Below are 17163 nucleotides of genomic sequence, written 5' to 3'. Positions count from 1 at the left end.
GGACGTTTTAATGTTGAGAAGTCACGTCATGATTAAGCGATATATTGTACTTTTGCTTCTCTGCAGCTGTGTTTGTTTCTCTGCTGTGCATGCTAGCGAAAAATATCCTACCTGGTTCCAAAAGGTTTTATCAAAAGCGGATAAATTGAATGATTTAAACCCTGAGTCCGCTCTCACTTATATAAAACAGTTTGAGCAAGACAATACTCAAGCATTAAGCCAAATGCAGCAGGCAGAAATAAGTTCGCGTAAGGCAAGCTATCTTTTGTATATTGGTAAAAGCGAAGAGTCTTTAGCGCTAATTAATCGTCTCTACTTATTGCTACCTAGCTTTGATAGTCAACTCGGCGTTGATGTCTTACTGACACATGCTAGTTTACTTGAAGGTAAAGCCGAGGTTGCCGCGGCAATGCTCAAGATAGAGCAAGCAATCACTATTGCAAAAACGCTTAATGAAAGTAACTATCTCGCCTATGCTTATACCGCGTTAGCAAATATTCATTTATCAAATCATGACGATATTGAGGCATTAACTTTTTACCAAAAAGCGTTTTATCTTATTCAAGAAGTAGGTGATGAGATAGAAATGGCTTATCTAAAATATCAGATGGCACGTGCCCATGCTTATTTAAAAGATAGAGACAGAGCTGTGGAGCTTTATAAAGAGGCGATAAAAACATTTAGTGACCATAAAATGACATTTGATGAGATGCGGGTACAAGATCTGCTTGGTTTAGTGTATCTGGAACAAAAGAAGTACCAGCAAGCAATCATTGCCTTTGAACGGGTATTAGCAATCTCAAAAACTTTTAATTCTAAAGCGCAAACATACTTGGCCTATTTTAACTTGTCAATTACATACAAAGAGTTAAAACAATTAGATAAGGCTTTCTCGCATTTTGAACTAGCACGGCCGCTACTTATTGAAGTTGATGATGTATTTACAAAAGGGACTCACCATTTAACAGAGGCTCAATTGTATATACATTTTGACAAGCCAATACTAGCGAAAGAGGCATTAGCCAATTCTCTAAAGTATTACAAAACCTTTAAAGTCGATGATATTTTGAGCTCTATGGTGGCTTATTACGATACCAACGCCGACTTGTTTGTGCTTACCAATAATTATGAACAGGCTTACCAAAATCAGAGCAAGGCTAGAAAATTAGCTGCAAGGTATAATAATGAAAATCGAGAAGAGGCTCGTTCAAAATATAAGGTCATGTTTGATACTGAGCAAGCTGAATTGAAAGCGAAATTCTTAAAGCAACAAGAACATTTAAACCAAGTTGAACTTGATAATATTAAGACAAAGAACCAACTACAGTTTTTATTAATTATTTCAGCATTGATTGCAATCGTGCTCTTGGGGTACTTCTTTTACCGTCAAGTGTTAACCAGCAAAACACTTAACAGATTAGCCAACTCAGACCCTTTAACTAGGTTAGCAAATCGTCGTTATATCTTTAATTACGCTAATATCGCTTTTAAACAGTCAATCATTGAACAAACATCGCTAGCTATTATTGTGTTTGACATTGATTACTTTAAAAAAGTGAATGACAGCTTTGGCCATACAGCAGGGGATGATGTGCTTGTCGAACTCGCTAAATTGGCATCAGAAATAGTTAGGAGCCAAGATAGTATCGCTCGGATCGGTGGAGAGGAGTTTCTGATTGTATTACCGCAAACGGAACGGCAACAAGCCATCGAAGTTGCAGAACGTATCAGAGAAGAAATTGAAAGGAAAACCATAAACTTTGATGATAGAAAGATTCAAGTCACTTCAAGCTTTGGTGTCGCGCAACGAACAACAACTGATACGGAGTTCTTAACGTTATTTAACCGAGCCGATATAGCCTTGTATCGCGCAAAAGATCACGGACGAAATCAAGTCATGGCTGACGATGTCTAATGCTGGCAATATTTAGAACGGATTTTGATATAGAACAAAGTTGGAGTGATTCACTACTTACTCCCTGCTAACTCAACTAAGAATCGACTACACTTTAGTTATATTATTAATTGATGGTCCTCGAAGGCGGTGTAATCAGGGGCAAAATTGAGAGGTGCAAGATGAGTTCCGGAAAATATATAGTTGGCGTTGATGGCAGTCAATGGAGTGAGCGAGCAGTTGAAAAGGCGGTACGTCTTGCTGGTGACACAGGCGCTCAAGTAAAAATATTGTATGTCCTTGACTGGTCCTCATTACAGCCGATCGTTGCTGAAGGCGTTGTTCCTCCACCTATTGATGCCAAAACAGAAGAGAAACGTATTTTTGAGGATGTTTTGCAGCCTTTGGTAGATAAGTACCAAGCTGGTAAAGTATCGGTTAGTACTGATCTGATTTGGGGGGAGCCTGTGGATGTACTTCATGAACAAATAAAACAAGAGCATGCCACAATGCTTTTTGTGGGGCGTCGAGGCCGCTCTCGCTTTGTCGATATTCTACTTGGCAGTGTTGCGAATAAATTGGCACACCGTGTCGGTGTGCCCATCGTGTTGGTTCCTTAGATGCTAAGCCTTATAGCTTAGTTGCAAAGAGACAGAGTCTGCGAACCTAAGTGCATGAGGTTTATCTATTTCGACCTCAGCATAGGTTACCCAATCGTGTTCACTGGCAATCGCGAGTACGTCATGAGTCATCTTTTCAAGTAAGCCAAAACGGTTGTTTTCAACAAGAGCAATTATTTTCTTTGTAATAGTGCGGTAATTGAGAGCATCGTCCATATTGTCACTTTGTTGCGCTTTGTCAGCAGGATAATGGATGACAACATTGATAATGACATCTTGGCGGTTGGCTATTTCATCATCGTTAATGCCAATGAATGTGCGTAAACGTAAATTTTTTATTCGAATAATAGCTAATTCACTACTCATGGGGCTTCCTTTTGTGTGTTATTGATTCTATTAACGCTGTTTGTTGTTGTTATTGCAACCATAACTGGTTAAATTACAGATAATTTCTTACTAGTGTGGTTTTATTGTGAAAAGTGCCCCCATGAGTTCTACCTTCAAAACGATGGTATTGTTAGCTGCAATTGTAATTGTACTGGCAGGAATAAAGGCAGCCAGTGTTGTATTAGTGCCTTTTTGTTTATCCGTATTTATTGCAATTATTTGTAATCCAATTTTATCTGCGTTGGTTAAACGCAATGTACCTAAAGGCGTTGCTATAACATCAATCATTGTAATTGTTGTCCTAGCAGGTATGTGGTTAACTAATCTAGTCGGTAAGGCTGTTAATGATTTCAGCAGCCAATTACCACTTTATCAGCAACAGCTGGGAGCACAATTTAGTGGTATTGCGCAGCAGTTAGCACAATACAACTTGCCGATCTCTGTTAATCAAGTGATTGAATATTTTGATCCAGGTGCAGCCATGGGGGTTGCAACTACGATTGTCGGCGGTTTTGGTGGGGTTATGGCTAACTTCTTCTTAATTTTGTTAACCGTTATTTTTATTCTAGCTGAAGCGGACACTTTTTCTCGTAAATTACACTTTGCGCTTGATGATCCTGACATGCGAATGGCACAAATTGATCAATTTCTAAGTTCAGTAAACCAGTATATCGCCATCAAAACAATGGTTAGTATTGCTACGGGCGTAGTGATAAGTTTAGCCCTCTGGCTTATTGGTCTGGATTATTGGGTGCTATGGGGTGTGTTAGCATTTTTGCTTAACTATATTCCTAATATCGGTTCGATCATTGCTGCGCTTCCTGCTGTTTTACTCGCTTTAGTTCAGCTTGGGCCTGCGTGGGCGGGCGGTGTTGTTGGCTTGTATGTCACAGTTAATCTAATCATGGGTAATGCGGTCGAACCCAGGTTCTTAGGCAAAGGGTTAGGTTTGTCTACTCTGGTTATTTTCTTATCACTGATATTTTGGGGCTGGTTATTAGGCACTGTCGGTATGTTGCTGTCAGTACCACTAACAATGATTGTCAAGATAGCTCTTGAGTCTAACAGCTCTTCACGTTGGTTAGCATTGTTATTAGCAGGAGATATTGAAAAACTGGAACCTGGTATTGACCCTAGTAATGTTGTTCCTCCTGTTGGCATGAATAACAATCGACTAGAGCAACCTCCTGAACGCTAATAATTATTGTCGAGTTCACCAAGAGAATTTTTGCTGATAGATAGAGAAGGGCGTTGATGTTCGCTATAATCAACGCCCTTTTTTCTTTCGGCGTTTAATTAATGCAACTATTGTTATCTATTTTACAACAAACCGAGTTAGGTTCTGACAGTAAACGTCTATTCCATGGTCGCGGAAAGTGTTACCCAAATTTTGAGCAGGTCACCATTGATTGGTTTTCCCCTGCAATATTCATTACTCTTTTTTCTGAACATAGTAGTGAGTTTGAGCAAGAGTTACTTGCTACAATTGGTCATGCTTACCCTGACTTTGTTGGTCCGCTATTGATTCAGCGACGTTATATTCACGGTGCGCCCGTTGAATTGGTACGGGGCGAATTACCCCAACCTCATTTAGTTCAAGAGCAAGGGTTAACTTATCAAGTGAAATTACTTGATGGACAAAACAACGGTTTGTTTTTGGATATGGCTAATGGTCGTCAGTGGGTAAGAGAGCATGCTTCAGGACGAAATGTTTTAAACTTGTTCAGTTATAGCTGTTCATTTTCTCTAGCTGCGATGGCTGGTGGTGCAGAGTCTGTCATTAATATCGACATGAGCCACGGCGCATTAAAACTTGGTAAAATCAACCATAAGAATAATGAAATCGCTCTGGATAAGGTGAAGTTTTTCCGCCACGATATTTTTAAATCATGGGGGAAATTGAAACGTTACGGCCCTTATCAAACGATTGTTATCGACCCGCCGAGTAATCAAGTGGGGAGTTTTGTTGCCGCTAAAGATTATCAGCGTTTATTACGGAAAATCCCAGAGTTAGCTTCTGAGCAAGCGGATATACTGGTTTGCTTAAATTCACCAGAGTTAGGCAAGGACTTCATTGAACAGCAAATGGGGGAATATGCACCTGATTGTCAACTAATTGCTCAAGTTAGGAATCCAGAAGTTTTTGCTGAAATCGATAGTAATAAAGGCTTGAAGGTTTTTCACTATCGCTATCTTGGCACAAAAGCATGCCAAGCGTAGAAAGGCTTGTTTATCAAAGTTTAAAAAACCGGTACACATTTTCAATGTACCGGTTCGACGAGTTCAAAATGTAGTTAACGAATTTTCGTTACTTATCATTCATCGCTTGAGATATCTTTTGGTCTGTTTTGTATTGACTTAATGCATAAACCGACCAAATTGCTGCCGGAATCCAACCGATCAAAGTAATTTGTAAAATCAAACACACCACACCTGCCATTGGGCGACCGATAGTGAAAAACTGTAGCCAAGGCAATAGTAAAGCTAATATTAAACGCATAATTATTTCTCTTTATCAAAACATAGCCATATTATGAGTCAATAGCGACTAAAAACCAATGGGTTAATCTGGCAATTTATAGTAAATATTGAGCATAACTAATATTTATTGAAATGTAGGCCAGTAGAATGAGTAACTGGAGTGAACGGGCACAACAGATTGAGTCCTTCAAAGTGATGGACTTATTGTCTAGAGCTAATGAGTTAAAGGAGCAAGGGCGAGATATTATTTCTATGGGGGCGGGGGAGCCTGATTTTTCGACGCCGCCGTTAGTTGCCAAGGCGGGTATTGATGCCATTGTTGCCGGTGAAACTAAATATACCCCATCGACTGGTATTCCTGCGCTACAACAAGCAATTGCTCATTTTTACCTGCAGCGCTATCAGCTCACCATCGCGCCAGAACGTATCGTGATAACCAGTGGTGCGTCAGCAGGGCTGTTAATGGTATTTTCCTTATTGACTGACGCAAACGATAACTTCTTACTCGCCGACCCTGGCTATCCTTGTAATAAACAATTTTTGCGAGTGATTGAAGCAAAAGCGAAAAATATTGCCGTCTCTAAAGAAGATAACTTTCAATTAACAGCTAAACATATTGATCTGGCCTGGGACAAAGACACTGCTGGCGTATTAATCGCCTCACCTGCAAATCCCACAGGGACTATGTTAACGAAAGAACAACTCAGCTCGTTAAGTGCAAGTGTTCGAGCAAAGCAAGGTTATCTTGTTGTTGATGAACTCTATCATGGTCTAACGTATGAGGAGGATGCCCATAGTGTGCTAGAAGTTGATGATGATGCCTTTGTAATTAATAGCTTTTCAAAATACTTCGGGATGACGGGTTGGCGTTTAGGCTGGGTTGTTGCTCCTAAAGGGGCAGTATCATCCCTTGAACGATTGGCTCAAAACCTCTTTATTTCGCCATCGACCATTGCCCAGCATGCCGCATTGGCGGCATTTCATCCCCAAACATTACTTGAGTTAGAACGTAGACGCTGGGAGTTTAAAGCTCGCCGGGATCTGTTAGTTGCAGGCCTTGAGGAATTAGGTTTTAAAATTGAAGCACAGCCACAAGGTGCATTTTATTTGTATGTCAATGCTTCACGTTTTACTGATGACAGCTATACGTTTTGTTGGCAGCTATTGGAAGACGATGGCATTGTGGTGACACCTGGGATTGATTTTGGTACGAATCAGTCGAATCAGTTCATTCGCTTTTCTTACACGACCAGTATTACCGATATAAAACGAGTGTTACGACGCTTAAGTATACGGCTTGATCAACCTTTACACTTGGAGTAATCGGCCCGTGTTGAATTAGACTAATACCACGTTTGGCTACTGCAAGCTTGTTAACATCGTGTTATATTCACTAGCCTTGATTTCACGATGTTTTGAAAAGTTATTAGTATGTTACCCAAGCTTAGTTATGACCAGTTAATTCCAGAAACTTACCTTAAATTTCTTACTCAAGTTGAGCAATCATCTTTCGCCGGAGATGTCGAGCAGGATTACGGTGCGCGACTTGCTGTGTCCACGGATAACTCAATTTATCAAAACTTACCACAAGGGGTGGTTTTCCCTAAATCAACTGCTGATTTATTAGTCTTAACAAAGATTGCTAATCAAGATGAATTTAAATCGATCACTTTTAGTGCTCGTGGTGGTGGCACTGGCACTAATGGTCAGTCACTGAATAATGGCGTGATTGTCGATCTATCACGCCACATGAACAATATTCTTGAAATTAATGAACAGGAAGGCTGGGTTCGTGTGCAAACTGGGGTGATTAAAGATCAACTCAACCAGTTCCTAAAGCCTTATGGCTATTTCTTCTCACCTGATTGTTCAACCTCTAATCGTGCGACATTAGGCGGGATGATTAATACAGACGCCTCGGGTCAGGGTTCATTAGTCTACGGTAAAACTTCCGATCACGTTCTTGAGTTAACCTCGGTATTAGTTACAGGTGAGCTTTTAGATACTAAAACTGAGAGCCATAACCACATTGGTGCTGATGAACAGGGACGCACAAAAGATATTGTTAGTGCTGTTGCTGGTATCTGTCGAGATAATCGTGAATTGATTGTTAAAAAGTTTCCACGCCTTAATCGCTTTTTAACAGGTTATGACTTAGAGCATGTATTTGATGACTCTCTGAGTGAGTTTAACCTTAGCCGTATTTTAACGGGCTCTGAGGGGTCATTAGCTTTTATTACTGAAGCAAAATTAAACCTAACGCCCATTCCTAAATTACGGACCCTAATTAATATCATCTACGACAGTTTTGACTCGGCGTTACGTGATGCACCACATTTAGTTAAAGCAAATGCGACTTCGGTTGAGACAGTAGATAGCAAAGTATTAGGTTTGGCCAAGCAAGATATTGTCTGGACTACCGTGAGTGATTTAATCCCTGAGCGAGAAGATCAAATCACGGACGGGTTAAATATGGTTGAATATGCAAGTAATGATGCTAACGAACAGCAACAACGTATAGAAGCGCTGACTCAACGCCTGGAACAGGATATCGAGCAAGGCAATGGCGGGATTTTAGGTTATCAAATCTGTAGTGAACTCGGCCAAATCAATCGTATTTACACCATGCGTAAAAAAGCGGTGGGTTTATTGGGGGCGACTAAAGGATTTACTAAGCCGTTAGCGTTTGCTGAAGATACTGCAGTGCCTCCGGAAAAATTAGCGGACTTTATCGTCGAATTCAGAGCATTATTAGATTCCCATAATCTGCACTATGGCATGTTTGGTCATGTCGATGCGGGTGTGTTGCATGTGAGACCTGCGATGGATATGTGTGATGAGAAGCAAGAGCTAAAGCTTACTCAAATCTCCGATCAAGTCGTGGCATTGACTGCAAAGTATGGCGGTTTAATGTGGGGGGAACATGGTAAAGGTTACCGAAGTGAATACGGCCCGGAGTTCTTTGGCCCAGAACTCTTTAAACAACTACGTGTGATTAAAGGCTTGTTTGATCCTGATAACCGCCTAAACCCTGGTAAAATATGTACACCAATCGATAGTGACGCAACGTTAGTTCGAGTTGCTGATACAAAGCGCGGTGCTTTTGACCGTCAAATCCCAATCGATGTTCGCACGAGTTTTATGCCTGCAATGAGTTGTAATGGTAACGGCCAATGTTTTAACTTTGATGTCGACTCACCAATGTGTCCATCGAGTAAAGTGACTCGCGATCGCCGCCACTCACCTAAAGGTCGAGCGACTATGGTTCGAGAGTGGTTACGCCTATTGAGTAACCAAGGCGTTGACCCTGTAGCACTTGAACAAAACGATTGCTCGGCAAGCTTACTCGAACGTGTTAAAAATTCATGGAAAAAATCACAAGGGGAGTATGACTTTTCTCATGAAGTGATGGATGCCATGAAAGGTTGTTTAGCGTGTAAAGCGTGTGCCAGTCAATGTCCAATCAAGGTTGATGTACCGGGCTTTAGAAGCCGTTTTATTAATCTATATCATCAACGTTATTTACGCCCAGTCAGTGACCATGTGGTGGCTAATGTTGAGTTGTCGTCGCAATTGATGGCTAAAGCACCTAAGTTGGCAAACTTAATCATTAATAACCCGGTAAGTAAAGCGCTTATAAAAGCGACCGTAGGTATGGTTGATAACCCTGAGCTTTCTGCTCCCACACTTAAAGAACGCGTTGAAACGCTGCCGAAATTAAGTGGTGTGTTACGTTTTGATTTGGACTATTTACGGAATCTATCGACCGAACAGCGTGAGCAGTATGTTTTGGTTGTTCAAGATCCCTTTACCAGCTTCTACGATGCGGCGGTGGTTGAAAGTTTATTATTATCGATTAAAAAATTAGGCTTTGAGCCAGTGTTATTACCGTTTAAACCAAACGGTAAGCCAGCCCATGTTAAAGGCTTCTTAACTAAGTTTGCCAAAATGGCGCAAGATGCGAGTGATTTCTTTAATCAACTAGCCGCACTTGATATTCCACTAGTGGGCGTTGATCCATCATTAGTGCTTTGTTATCGCGATGAATATCAGCAAGTGCTAGGTGATAAACGTGGTGAGTTTAATGTTCAATTGTTCCAAGAGTGGTTGGTGCCACAATTAGCGAACCTTGATGTGAAAGCAACTCAGTCGACACAAGATTATCAATTATTTGCACACTGTAGTGAAAAAACTGCTGTTGCTTCAACACATAATGATTGGAAAAGAATCTTCTCTGAACTTGGTTTAAAGCTAGAGACTCAAGAGGTTGGTTGTTGTGGTATGGCGGGTACATATGGACATGAAAAACAAAACTTAGATAACTCGGCTAAACTATATGAAATGAGCTGGCAACCTAAAGTTGATAAGCATATACCTGCGCAAGTCCTAGCGACGGGCTACTCGTGTCGTTCGCAAGTTAATAGACAGGCAGGGTTTAAGCCATTGCATCCAGTGCAAGTGATTGCTCAGGTTTTGCCATAATATAACTAGGTAGGCAGACCATGATAGATATCTCTAATCTAGAACAAGCGGTAAATCAACTATCAGGTGAAGCTTACCCTCTTGAGCAATGGCACCCTGAACATTGTGGTGAGATGGACTTGGTGATTAAAGCTAATGGACAGTGGATTCATCAAGGCAGTGCGATTAAGCGTGATAAGTTGATTAAGCTATTTAGCAAAGTGCTAATTAAACAAGGTCAGGACTTTTTCTTAGTCACACCAGCTGAAAAAGTTAAGATTAAGGTGGATGACGCGCCATTTTTGATCGTCGATTTTAGTCTCTCGGTTAATCAGCACAAGCAACAAGTCATTACATTGCATTCAAATATTGGTGATGATATCCCTTTGGCTAGGCCATATTCACTCGAATTAAGGGGAGGGGAACAGCGCCCTTATATTAACTTGTGGCGCGGCTTAGATGCGTTGATTGAGCGAAATACATTCTATCAATTAATTGAGTTAGCATTAGCTCAACAGGGGGAAACCTCTGATGATGTCGAGCTGTCGACACTGATGTTACATTCTGGTGATGAAAAGTTTAGCCTTGGGTGTATCGAATAGCTAGTAAAAGGTAAACATAACTTAATGACACAAAAAGATTATAAGTTCTGGGTTAAGTTTGCCAGCCGCGCAGCGTTGGTTATCGTTACTGTCATTGTATTGAGTAAAACGTGGGCTTGGCTCTTTTCTGGCTCTGCGGCGATGCTTGGTTCATTAACTGACTCTCTCCTTGATTTAACGGCCACTTCCATTAATTTCTTTGTCTTGCGTTACGCTTTACTCCCTGCTGATGACGACCATCGATTTGGTCATGGTAAAGCCGAGTCTTTAGCAGGGCTTGCTCAAGCAGCCTTTATTTCAGGCAGTGCATTACTTCTGGCGTTTCATGGAGTTGAGCGTTTAGTTCGCCCTGTAGAACTCTCCGTAAGTGGAAATAATTTAACGATCTATGTCAGTGTGTTGGCGATAGCGTTGACCTTTGTTTTACTTTATATCCAACGACTTGTCATTAGCAAGACTGGCTCTGTTGCGATTAAAGCCGATTCACTTCACTATCAAGGGGATTTATTGCTCAATGCCAGTGTCATCATTGCTATGGTTCTTGCTGGTATGGGCTGGCAAAGTGCAGATGCGAGCTTTTCGATATTAATTGCATTGTTTCTACTTTTTAATGCTTGGCAAATCGCGGTAGAGAGCAGCGAGCATCTGATGGATAAAGAGCTGGCAGAGACAGAGCGACAAGAGATTACGACTTTAATTGAGTCGCATCAAGCGGTACATGCTGTGATGGCTATGCGAACAAGAAAGTCAGGCCAAACTAAATTTATTCAATTTAATTTGGCCCTAGACGATAGCCTATCATTAGTTGATGCTCATCAGGTGGCCGATGAAATAGAAGCATTACTAAAACAACGCATTGAAGGGCAGCTTGATGTGGTGATACATCAAGAGCCTCGGTCACTTTGTTAGCTGTCTTTTTTACTTTCTTGATTATCGTTAAAACGCAGCCATAATTTTGACAGTTTCCCTTTAATCTTTATGGCATGCACAACAACAAAACCATAGTTATCAAATAAATATACATCTTGCTTATCAGGATAGTTAGCAGACGTTTTTAGCCATAACCCGTCTTGGTATTCAATGTTAAATTCAGCCGTTCTAACAACGGAGGTGGTTGATTTCTCCGATTGTTTTGTGTGTGAACAACCGCCTAAGTCAGTCATACATTCGAATGGGGAAAAGTGGTAATTAATAGCCGTAGTTAATACTTGTTCAGATCGCTTTAGCACCTTGCCATTAAGTGTGCGGTGCTCAAACATAGCACCTAAAACACGCGAACTATGGAGCGCGAATTTAGCTGTTTCACCTTCAATACCTTTAAACTCATAGTGTATGACTTTACGAGGCGTCGCTGCACTCATCAAGTAGAAATTATATGAAGAAGGTAATTGTCTGAGGTCAATGTTGCTTGCTTTTTTTGGAGTTAGATATTGTCCTTCAAGTTCTTCTTTACGTTTAGTAAATATTTCCTCAAGCTTATCGTTATAGTGAGATAATTGCTGTGAATTTATCTTAAATATGTTGTCGACCGCTTTGCCGATAGCTGCTGTTCGTTGGGTCGGAGAATTAACTCGGCTTAAATCTATTCCGTCTAAAATAGAGGTGTTAGGCGAACTATTTTGCTCCGTTTGATTGGTTGCTAAGGTTTTTTTTGTTTGACAGTCTGCGGGCTCAGTTTTTAAGAAACACTGTGTTTTGTTTTGAGAGAAGTCTGACAGGAATGTGACTTTTAACTCTTTGGGTTTTGCGCCTTTAATCACTTGCCCTTTAAAATAAGCATGAACGTTATCTTTAGCAAAATCTGAGTTCAAAGGTATAACTCTAAAATCCTTAACATTTGCATTGTTAATGAGCTTTCCTTGATAAAATACGTGTTGCTTATCCCGAGCATAATCTAATCTTAGGACTTTTAATTGCTTATGGTTGATACCAGTAATCTTTTCACTCTTATAGTAAGCGTTATTTTTATCATAAGCATAAGAGCGACTTTTGGTTCTAAATGACTTAGCATCAGCCCCTTCGATTTTTATTCCGTTATAAAACACACAGTGTTTATCTTTTGAAAACTGTTCATCACCAAGCACTCTAAAACTGTCTATAGCACAAGGTGTGAAGTTTTTAGCCCCATGATTAATGATGACTTTTCCTTGGCTTAGCGCATAATTGTTATCCCATGACCAATCACTAACCTCAAGCAGTTTTATATCTTGAGGTGAAGCGCCTTTCACAACCCTAGCGTTAAGGTAGACATGGTTTTTATCAGCATAGTATTTGCCATCAAGGTGTTCAAAAGTTGTGGGATCGGCGAAAGCAACAGTCTTTCCATGATAATACACAAAGTTTTTATCTTTAGCGTATCCAAGGTGATTTATTGACTCAAAGCTTGCAAAGTCAGCGTTTACGAGCGGCTTACTGACAACCTTTTGATTTAGAAAGCCAACACCTTTACCAAATAAGATACGGTTATGCTCTTTATCAATAGCGTAGCCATTTAAGGGGGCCGTTGTTTTGCAACCGGCAAGTAAGCTCACTAGCAGGATTGGTACAAATTTTTTCATGAATATTATCTCGAATTATATACTTTCGATAGGGTAGCATAGTAACTAAGTAGTTAATATTAAAGAAGTCACCGCTGTATGTATGCGATACAGCGGTGACTGTTGAAAAGAGGGTTTAGACTTTATAAGCATTGACTAAAGTAGCCAACTGCTCCGATAACACCTCGAGTTCATCACTTATCTCTGATGCCTGTTTAGCGGCTATAGTTGTATTTGAAGCTAAAGCGCCAATGTCGTTGGTGCTTTGTGAAATCGTTATTGCTGCTTCTTTTTGTTGTTGTGCTGCGACTGCTATGTGGTCATTCTTATCACTAATTGAGTCGATACTATTATTTATTTCGGTTAATGAGCGTGACGATTGCTCGATAGCATCTGTAGTTTTGTGCATGTTCGAACTGCTTTGTTCCATGACCAAAACGGAGTCATTAACGCCGGAAACAATTTTCTCAACAACTTCTTGTATTTCTAATGTTGATTCTTGCGTTCTTACCGATAAGTTTCTAACTTCATCGGCGACAACCGCAAAGCCACGACCCGCTTCTCCTGCGCGCGCTGCTTCAATGGCCGCATTAAGTGCTAGCAAGTTAGTCTGGTCCGTGATCGCTCGAATAACGTCAATCATGGAACTGATTTTTTGACTATCAACTTCCAGTTGCTTAATAACATCCGTTGCTCGTTCAATGTCTGATGATAGGTCGTGAATGATTGCACCTGTAGAGTCTGTTTGATATTTCCCGGTATGGGCAATATCTTGTGTGCTTTTCGCGTTTGCAGACACTTGCTCAACATCATCATTGACAGCACTAATTGAGCTGGCCATTTCCTCTACTGAGCTGGCGACGATATGTATGGCATCTAGCTGTGATTGACTGTTTTGTTCAGTGCATTTTGATAGCTGATTACTTTCTAATGCTGCTGTTTGTAGTTGATTTGTCACCTCAGTGACTTTAGTAAAGGATAAGCGTAGTTTTTCAACAAACGCATTAAACGAACGCGAGATGTCACTTAATTCGTCTTGACCTCGTTCGTCCAGTTTTACCGTTAAATCTCCTTCACCAGTGGCGATATTTTTCATGCGTCGGTTAATGCGTGATAAACGAAAACTAATATCGCGACTAACGAAAAATAGTGCGCCGAGCGTAAAAATAATAATCGCAACGGTGGAGATAACAGTGGTTGTTTTAATTTTTGTTTCGTAACTATCAATAATCGTCACGATCTCATCGCTGACTTGCTCGAGGATGATTTCTGATTGATGAATCGATTGACGAAGCTGACCATAGATGCCTTGTTCGTGTGTGAGTCCGAACTCTTGAAGAGCAACGACAATAGCTTTAAAACTTTGTTGGTAGTTTGTGACTGCTTGTTGCAGCTCAGGATTAGGTGTGGTTAATAAAATTGAACTGATGTTGTCTGACACTTGTTCAAAGTTTGTAACATATTTTAAATCGAGGCGAAGAAAAAAGTCTTTCTCGTGACGGCGCAGCTGTAGCAAGTAATATGAGAGCTCACTGGATTTATTATGTTTAGTGTATGACTCCGCTTGATGAGCAGCGGCTCTAAGTTTGCCAACAATACCACTGTCTTTATCTAAACCTATCTTTTGCATGATTTGGGACATTTGACCAAACTCAACAGCATAACTACCTATAATTTTTTTAAACTTGGATAGCTCGGCTCTAGAGTCGATATCATTTTCCAATAAAACATGCTCCAGTGAGGCTAGCAATTGATTTAGCCTGTTCATGCTTGCGTCAAAGTCTTTGGTATATTTTAAGTCTTTTCTGGCTAGAAAGTCTTTTTCGTATTTACGCAGTTTTAATTCTTCAATTTGAATTTGAGATACTAAATCACGGCTATGTTTTAGCGAAATGATTTTGTTTGTCGATAAATATGAAGAAAGCGATAGCAATACAAGAGACAAAGAAATTATTAAGGACAGGGCAAGTAGCTTTACTTTTATTTTCATCACTCTATTCCATTAGAAACACTGGTTAATTATCTAGATTATCATGTGAATTTTTTTGTTCAATGAGGATTTCGTTTCAAGATGTAACAAAAATGAAATATTAACCGGGGTTTCTGGGGCTAAACAAGATAACGCTGTCATTATGTGATGTTTTTTCTAGCAAATTAGTAAATAATGGTAGTTGTACAAATTCGTGAATAGTGACTGGTCGACTATAGAAAAAACCCTGAGCAAGCAGATCTGGGTATTGAGCCATTACTTGTTGGTGATGTTTACTTTCTATTCCTTCTACGATGACATGTAAACCTAATTTGTTTGCCATCGCGATAGTGGCTTCAACGACAATTTGGCTCTTATCAATATTGGTAATGAACGAGCGATCAATTTTAATCGTATTAATTGGCAGCTCATGGATATAGGCAAGTGAAGAATAACCAGTGCCAAAATCATCAATACATAACTTTACACCATGCTGGCAAATGGCTCGTAATCGCTTGACTATTTGGTGAATATTAAGCATGAATATAGATTCAGTAAGCTCTAAGCTTAAATACTTTGCGTCTAACCCCGTTTCTTTTAGGGTGCGACCTAGCATTTGGCTAAATTCATCGTTTAGCTGTGTTGCCGATACATTAACTGATAGCTTGAGTGGTTTTCCGGTTAGTTGTTGCCATTGGACACACTGCTGACAAGCCTTTTTTAAAATCCACTGACCAATCTCATTCATCGTTCCAGAGCGCTCAGCCTCTGGCACAAATTCGTGAGGGTTAACTGTACCAAGAATTGGACTGTTCCAGCTTAATAATGCCTCCATTCCAACGAGCTCTCCTGACTCAATATCAACAATAGGTTGATAAAGAGGGGTTAGTTGGTCATTGTTGATGGCATTTCTTAACCCTTGTTGAATAGCACTTTTTCGCTGAATTTCAATACTCATGGGTTCTATAAACTTTGCATATCCCGTTGAACCTTGCTCTTTTGCTTTATGCATTGCCGTATCGGCGTACATGATGAGTGATTCAACTTTGACTGCGTCATAGGGAAAGGTTGCAGCTCCAATACTGGTTGTAATTTGAATACTGTCGAGACATTTTATCGGCGTTGCAACCAGTTGAGCTATTTCGCTACTGACTTTATCGACTGAAGGTGACGTTTCAGTGATTGGAGTGATAACAATAAATTCATCCCCACCAAAACGGCAAATTGTATAATCTGGCGATAAGTCTTCAAGCAGTCGCTGGCTAATTACTTGCAGAGCTTTATCGCCTGCCACATGGCCAAGGTGATTATTAATAAATTTAAAACCATCTAAATCGAGTAAAAACAATCTAAATGCCAATTGCTCTTTACAATATTCATCCATGAAGTCCTTCAAGCCGTTACGGTTTAAGAGACCAGTGAGTTGATCATGAAAAGCTAAGTGCTTATAAGTGTTTTCACGTGTCTTGTGCTTAGTAATATCTTCTTGCGTCACTAAGTAGTGTGTGTCCGAATGTATCCATTTGACAATAAAATTAAACCAGCATATTCGCCCATTAACGATGACTTGACGTTCAACCTCAAGCACATTGGTATCATGCATTAACTCGGCAAGCTCGTTAAGCGGCATTTCGAGCAATTCAGCTAAGTCTACTTCCTCACTTTGATAGGTGGTAGTGAATTTTAAGTTTCCACTAAGAAATTGCCCGTGTTGGTCGAACAAGGAAGTGATGGTGTTCCCTTTTGCCACAAAGGAGGTGTCTCGTTCAGTGTCTTCTCTGGAGATGACAGACTCACAGAGTAATAAATTACGATGTAGAGTTGATGAGATATTACTAAAACGAATATAAACCTGTTTAGGTTGGTTATTCGGGTAAAGTGTCCACCACATTGCACTATGTTTTAGACGACTTTCTTTGGCTAGCTGTTGGAGTTGGTGATCGGTTGCTTTAGTTATATCGTGAGAGAGATCACGCTGACAGAGTTCATTGACACTTCGTGCATTCCACAGGGATAACGCACTTTGATTAGCCCAACAGACACGATAGTTTTCGACATCATATAGCCACATTGGCGTGACAATTAAGTCAAATAAAGACAGATCGTTGGGGATTAAATTGTTTGGTAAACTCACGTCACTAACATCCATATAGCAGATAAACCAAATTCCTAATTCATCTAACTATATGGTATTTTGTGAGATGTTTCAAAT

General features: G+C 40.2%; 13 protein-coding genes. 8 read left to right on the top strand and 5 right to left on the bottom strand.

Annotation, left to right across the window (positions count from 1 at the left end; translation table 11 throughout):
* The first annotated feature begins 145 nt into the window (after nucleotides 1-145).
* Complete coding sequence (locus Q8W26_RS12135; protein WP_305473509.1) at nucleotides 146-1915, top strand: tetratricopeptide repeat-containing diguanylate cyclase; 1770 nt, start codon at nucleotides 146-148, stop codon at nucleotides 1913-1915.
* A 161-nt stretch (nucleotides 1916-2076) separates the two neighbouring features.
* A complete protein-coding gene (locus Q8W26_RS12130) occupies nucleotides 2077-2514 on the top strand; it encodes a universal stress protein (RefSeq protein ID WP_101212354.1) in 438 nt (145 codons plus the stop codon).
* 3 nt (nucleotides 2515-2517) lie between these two features.
* On the opposite strand, the gene folX is transcribed toward Q8W26_RS12130, so the two are convergent.
* Nucleotides 2518-2880, bottom strand: coding sequence for a dihydroneopterin triphosphate 2'-epimerase (gene folX / locus Q8W26_RS12125; protein WP_101212356.1), 363 nt, complete (start codon nucleotides 2878-2880; stop codon nucleotides 2518-2520).
* A 121-nt stretch (nucleotides 2881-3001) separates the two neighbouring features.
* On the opposite strand from folX, the gene Q8W26_RS12120 reads away from it, so the two are divergent.
* Together Q8W26_RS12120 and Q8W26_RS12115 are read left to right on the top strand one after the other, a co-directional pair.
* On the top strand, nucleotides 3002-4099 hold the full coding sequence (locus Q8W26_RS12120) for an AI-2E family transporter (RefSeq protein ID WP_101212358.1): 1098 nt from the start codon (nucleotides 3002-3004) through the stop codon (nucleotides 4097-4099).
* Between the two features lie 101 nt (nucleotides 4100-4200).
* On the top strand, nucleotides 4201-5121 hold the full coding sequence (locus Q8W26_RS12115; protein ID WP_101212360.1) for a class I SAM-dependent methyltransferase: 921 nt from the start codon (nucleotides 4201-4203) through the stop codon (nucleotides 5119-5121).
* A gap of 88 nt (nucleotides 5122-5209) precedes the next feature.
* On the opposite strand, the gene Q8W26_RS12110 is transcribed toward Q8W26_RS12115, so the two are convergent.
* Nucleotides 5210-5401: a YqaE/Pmp3 family membrane protein gene (locus Q8W26_RS12110; RefSeq protein ID WP_101212362.1), complete on the bottom strand. Its 192-nt coding sequence runs from the start codon at nucleotides 5399-5401 to the stop codon at nucleotides 5210-5212.
* A gap of 128 nt (nucleotides 5402-5529) precedes the next feature.
* On the opposite strand from Q8W26_RS12110, the gene Q8W26_RS12105 reads away from it, so the two are divergent.
* The 4 genes from Q8W26_RS12105 (at nucleotide 5530) to Q8W26_RS12090 (ending at nucleotide 11354) form a co-directional block, all read left to right on the top strand.
* On the top strand, nucleotides 5530-6705 hold the full coding sequence (locus Q8W26_RS12105) for a pyridoxal phosphate-dependent aminotransferase (RefSeq protein ID WP_101212364.1): 1176 nt from the start codon (nucleotides 5530-5532) through the stop codon (nucleotides 6703-6705).
* 108 nt (nucleotides 6706-6813) lie between these two features.
* On the top strand, nucleotides 6814-9864 hold the full coding sequence (locus Q8W26_RS12100; protein ID WP_101212367.1) for an FAD-binding and (Fe-S)-binding domain-containing protein: 3051 nt from the start codon (nucleotides 6814-6816) through the stop codon (nucleotides 9862-9864).
* 20 nt (nucleotides 9865-9884) lie between these two features.
* Complete coding sequence (locus Q8W26_RS12095; RefSeq protein WP_101212369.1) at nucleotides 9885-10445, top strand: DUF1285 domain-containing protein; 561 nt, start codon at nucleotides 9885-9887, stop codon at nucleotides 10443-10445.
* A gap of 24 nt (nucleotides 10446-10469) precedes the next feature.
* Nucleotides 10470-11354, top strand: coding sequence for a cation diffusion facilitator family transporter (locus Q8W26_RS12090; protein WP_101212371.1), 885 nt, complete (start codon nucleotides 10470-10472; stop codon nucleotides 11352-11354).
* Here Q8W26_RS12090 and Q8W26_RS12085 read toward each other — a convergent pair.
* From Q8W26_RS12085 to Q8W26_RS12075, 3 genes are all read right to left on the bottom strand, one after another.
* Entirely contained in the window at nucleotides 11351-13003 is a 1653-nt protein-coding gene (locus Q8W26_RS12085; RefSeq protein WP_101212373.1) for a DKNYY domain-containing protein, read from the bottom strand. The genes Q8W26_RS12090 and Q8W26_RS12085 overlap by 4 nt on opposite strands.
* 115 nt (nucleotides 13004-13118) lie before the next feature.
* Nucleotides 13119-14972: a methyl-accepting chemotaxis protein gene (locus Q8W26_RS12080; protein WP_101212375.1), complete on the bottom strand. Its 1854-nt coding sequence runs from the start codon at nucleotides 14970-14972 to the stop codon at nucleotides 13119-13121.
* 100 nt (nucleotides 14973-15072) lie between these two features.
* Nucleotides 15073-17085, bottom strand: coding sequence for a bifunctional diguanylate cyclase/phosphodiesterase (locus Q8W26_RS12075; protein ID WP_305473501.1), 2013 nt, complete (start codon nucleotides 17083-17085; stop codon nucleotides 15073-15075).
* Nucleotides 17086-17163 lie beyond the last annotated feature (78 nt).

Origin of the sequence: Psychrobium sp. 1_MG-2023, from assembly GCF_030689115.1 — a bacterium.
Lineage (GTDB): Bacteria > Pseudomonadota > Gammaproteobacteria > Enterobacterales > Psychrobiaceae > Psychrobium.
Note: the sequence above shows the minus strand (reverse complement) of the source record. Positions and strands in the feature narration are given on the sequence as shown.